Genomic DNA, 3,888 nt, shown 5'->3' with positions numbered 1-3,888 from the left:
GGCGTGCAGAAGATCGTGAAAGTGTTCGAATACATCGACTGATGTAATCGCCAGCCACAAAAAAGGGCGCCGTGCATTGACTGCACGGCGCCCTTTTTATTGCCCAGGGTTTACTGGTATTGCTGGTACGGGTTGCCCTGGAACTGGTTGTTCTGCTGCGGCGCCTGTTGTTGCTGCTGTTGACCAGGCTGGCCGTATTGCTGGCCGGGGATCGGGCCGAGGTTAACTTCTACACGACGGTTCTGGGCACGGCCATTCACATCGGCGTTGCTGGCAATCGGGTTATCCGGGCCGGCACCGCGGGCGCTCAGGTTGGTCGGGCTGACGCCTTGAGAGGTCAGGTAGTTGGCCACGCTCTGGGCACGACGCTGGGACAGGTCCATGTTCAACTGGCGGCTGCCCGTGCTGTCGGTGTAGCCGACAATCTGGATGGTGTTCTGGTTGAACTGCTTGAGGGAGTTGGCCAGGTTGTTGAGCGGCTGGTAAAAACTGCTGGCGATGGCGTCGGAGTTGGTCGCGAAGGTAATGTTACCCGGCATGATCAACTTGATCTGGTCACCCTGGCGCTGCACTTCAACACCGGTGTTGGCCATGCTTTCGCGCAGTTTCTTTTCCTGCTGGTCGGCGTAGTAGCCATAACCGGCGGCGCCCAGGCCTGCAATAGCACCACCGATCAGTGCGCCCTTGCCACGGTTGTTATGGTCGATGGCAGCACCCGCCAGCGCACCGGCCAGAGCACCCAGGCCGCCGTATTTGGCGGTTTTGCTGATACCCCCTTCGGAACCGTTGCTGGCCTGTCCCTGGCTGCCGCCATAAGGATTAGGTGAAGCGCAGCCGGACAACAGGGCTACGGCGGTAGCGACAACAAGCAGACGACGCGGAGTGAACATGAAGGGAGCTCCTACTTTTGCATTCTGTGGTGCAGAGGACATTGGCAATCGACCTGTGCGGAGTTTGGAACGCGACAAACGGTAAAAATTCCGTGGCCACGTCCCGAGCCAGAACAAAATACTGGCCCCTATCACCGCCAGGGAAACCGTAGCAGACGCAGGCTGAACGCGACCTGCGTTTTTTGCTACTGCGGTGCTTGAGAGAGAACAGCCCCCGCCCAGGAATTATTTCCAGGCGTCCCCTCAAGCCCGCACAAACGGGTTCTCGCGCATCTCATCACCCAAACAGGTGTCCGGCCCATGCCCTGTCACCACGGTCGCGCCCTCATCCAGGGTGTACAACCGCTGCTTGATCGAGCGCACGATAGTCGCCTGGTCGCCACCCCACAGGTCGGTACGCCCCACGCCGCGCTTGAACAAGGTATCGCCGGCGATCAGCAGCTTGGCATCGGCAAACCAGAAGCTCATCGAACCCGGTGTGTGCCCCGGCGTATGCAGCGCCACCCCACAACCACACGCCAACTCCTCATCGTCCTCCAGCCAGCGGTCCGGCGACGGCACCGGCGTGTAGGGCACACGAAACATCTGGCATTGCATTTCCAGGTTATCCCAAAGAAATTGGTCTTCTTTGTGCAAATGCAGCGTGGCGCCGGTCTTCTCTTTCAACTGGCCGGACGCCAGGAAGTGATCCAAGTGGGCGTGGGTGTGGATAATGCTCACCACCTTGAGGCCCAGCGCATCAAGGCGCGCAAGGATCAGCTCGTGATTGCCGCCCGGGTCGACCACAATGGCTTTTTTGCTGATCGGATCGCCAATGATGGTGCAGTTGCACTGCAAAGGGCCGACGGGGAAGGTTTCGCGGATCAGCACGGGTTTTTCGATATTCATGGGCGTTCCTGCAAGCTCTATGGCACATTCCAGGCGCAGTATGGTGGAGCTTGCTGCGGATTCGAAGGGCATCAGCTGCTAAGCTACTCCAGCGCCATGGAACCCGCACCGCAGCGTCGCATTTGGAGCAAGACGTATGGCCAATCCTCGGATCATCTGCGAACACTGCGATTGCGTGTACGAAAAGGTCACGCTCGCCAAACATCAAAAAGCCCTGTGCACCCGTTGCGCGGGCGTGTTGCAGCGCTACAACGGTTTGTCGGTGCAACAGCGCCTCGCGCTCACCGTTACCGCAGCCGTGTTGTGGACCTTTGCCAATTTCTATCCGGTGATGAGCATCAGCCTCAAAGGCTTGAAAAACAGCGCGACCCTGTGGGACTCGGTGGTCGCGCTGAGCCTGGGGCCGATCACTTTTATTGCGCTGGTCGCGGCGATCTCGATCATCATCGCGCCGGTTTTTCAGTTGCTCTTGCTGATGTGGGTGCTGAGTTTCGCCCTGGCCGGCAAGCGCTCGCCAGCGTTCAAACTGTGCATGCGCTGGCTGGAAGCCCTGAGGCCGTGGAGCATGCTCGAAGTCTGCCTGCTGGGCGCCATGGTCGCGGTGTTCAAGCTGGCCGGCATGCTCGACGTGATCCCCGGCACCGGCCTGTTCGCCCTCGCCGCCCTCGCCTTGCTGCTGATTCGCATCGCCGGGCGTGACGTACGCGACTTGTGGGACGCCGTATGAACTCGCCACCGACCGCCCGTGAACTCAACCTGTGCCTGTGCCACACCTGCGGCCAGCCGTGCGACATGCGCGACGAACCCAGCGAGTGCGAGCGCTGCGGCGCGCCGTTGCACCGGCGTAAAGTCCACTCGCTGACCCGCACCTGGGCCTACATGCTCACGGCACTGGCGTTTTATATCCCGGCGAATTTATTGCCGGTGATGAACACCACCCTGCTTGGTTCCGGCGCGGACAGCACCATCATGAGCGGCGTGCTGGAGTTCTGGCAGCATGGTGCCTGGGACATTGCCCTGATCATTTTCATTGCCAGCATTGCGGTGCCGGGTATCAAGTTTCTCTCGCTGACCCTGCTGCTGGTCACCGTGCAGCGCAACAGCCTGTGGGCGCGCAAGGAGCGCTCGAAGCTGTTTCGGTTTGTCGAGCTGATCGGCTACTGGTCCATGCTCGATGTGATTGTGGTCGCGCTGGTGGCCGCGCTGGTCAAGTTCCAGGCGCTGGGCACCATCGAGCCGCGCCTGGGCATTTTGTTTTTTGGTCTGGTGGTGGTGTTCACCATGCTCGCGGCGATGAGTTTCGACCCGCGCCTGATCTGGGAAAACCCACACAACGAGGAGATCTCGGATGAGTTCACGCAACACTGACACCCCCGCCGGCTCACCGGCGATCAAGACGCGGCGCTTCAGCGTTTCGCTGGTGTGGATCGTGCCGATCGTGGCGGTGCTGGTGGGCATCTCGCTGGTGGTACACAGCGTGCTGCAACAGGGGCCTATCATCGTCCTCAACTTCAAGACCGGCAACGGCCTGGTCGCCAATAAAACCGAAGTCAAATACCGCAACGTGGTGATCGGCCAAGTCTCGGATGTGGCCTTGAGCGATGACCAGAAAAGCGTCAACGCCACCATCAAGTTGGCCAAGCAGGCGGAAAGCTTCACCCGTGAAGACTCCAAGTTCTGGGTGGTGCGCCCGCGCATCGGTGCCGGTGGCGTGTCGGGCATCGATACCCTGCTGTCCGGTGACTATATCGGTGCCGATATCGGCCAATCCGATACCCGCGCCAAACAGTTCAAGGGCCTGGAAAACCCGCCGCCCATCACCTATGGCGAGCCGGGCAAACGCTTCACGTTGCATACCCAGGGCCTGGGCTCGCTGGATATCGGCTCGCCGGTGTACTACCGCAAGATCCCGGTGGGCCAGGTGGTGGCCTACGAGCTGGATGACGATGGCAAGGGCGTGAAGATCGAGGTTTTCGTGCATGCGCCCAATGATGTGTACGTCACCGAAAACACGCGATTCTGGAATGCCAGCGGCATTGACCTGAGCGTCGGCGCCAATGGTTTTGCGCTGAAAACCGAGTCCTTGTCATCGATGTTGGCCGGCGGCATC

At 60.3% G+C, this 3,888-nt stretch carries 5 protein-coding genes; 3 read left to right on the top strand and 2 right to left on the bottom strand.

From position 1 onward, the window contains the following. Nucleotides 1–110: 110 nt before the first annotated feature. Complete coding sequence (locus FEM54_RS26740) at nucleotides 111–890, bottom strand: YiaD family glycine zipper/OmpA-like lipoprotein (protein WP_017138197.1); 780 nt, start codon at nucleotides 888–890, stop codon at nucleotides 111–113. A 243-nt stretch (nucleotides 891–1,133) separates the two neighbouring features. Next, a complete protein-coding gene (locus FEM54_RS26735; RefSeq protein WP_017138198.1) occupies nucleotides 1,134–1,778 on the bottom strand; it encodes an MBL fold metallo-hydrolase in 645 nt (214 codons plus the stop codon). A 136-nt stretch (nucleotides 1,779–1,914) separates the two neighbouring features. On the opposite strand from FEM54_RS26735, the gene FEM54_RS26730 reads away from it, so the two are divergent. The 3 genes from FEM54_RS26730 to FEM54_RS26720 all read left to right on the top strand — a co-directional run. After that, nucleotides 1,915–2,505, top strand: coding sequence for a paraquat-inducible protein A (locus FEM54_RS26730; RefSeq protein ID WP_017138199.1), 591 nt, complete (start codon nucleotides 1,915–1,917; stop codon nucleotides 2,503–2,505). Then, nucleotides 2,502–3,146 (top strand): paraquat-inducible protein A, encoded by a 645-nt coding sequence (locus tag FEM54_RS26725; RefSeq protein ID WP_138453674.1) that lies wholly within the window; start codon nucleotides 2,502–2,504, stop codon nucleotides 3,144–3,146. The genes FEM54_RS26730 and FEM54_RS26725 overlap by 4 nt, the downstream gene beginning before the upstream one ends. Next, nucleotides 3,127–3,888, top strand: a 762-nt coding sequence (locus FEM54_RS26720) for a PqiB family protein (protein ID WP_138453673.1), incomplete at its 3' end; no start/stop codon positions are given. The genes FEM54_RS26725 and FEM54_RS26720, both read left to right, overlap by 20 nt.

The organism is Pseudomonas edaphica (genome assembly GCF_005863185.1).
GTDB lineage: Bacteria > Pseudomonadota > Gammaproteobacteria > Pseudomonadales > Pseudomonadaceae > Aquipseudomonas > Aquipseudomonas edaphica.
Note: the sequence above shows the minus strand (reverse complement) of the source record. Positions and strands in the feature narration are given on the sequence as shown.

What these genes read in the sequence shown, in the direction of transcription:
- FEM54_RS26725 (WP_138453674.1), top strand. Translation starts at nt 2,502, where the DNA reads ATGAACTCGCCACCGACCGCCCGTGAACTCAACCTGTGCCTGTGCCAC.
- FEM54_RS26735 (WP_017138198.1), bottom strand. Translation starts at nt 1,778, where the DNA reads ATGAATATCGAAAAACCCGTGCTGATCCGCGAAACCTTCCCCGTCGGC.
- FEM54_RS26730 (WP_017138199.1), top strand. Translation starts at nt 1,915, where the DNA reads ATGGCCAATCCTCGGATCATCTGCGAACACTGCGATTGCGTGTACGAA.
- FEM54_RS26740 (WP_017138197.1), bottom strand. Translation starts at nt 890, where the DNA reads ATGTTCACTCCGCGTCGTCTGCTTGTTGTCGCTACCGCCGTAGCCCTG.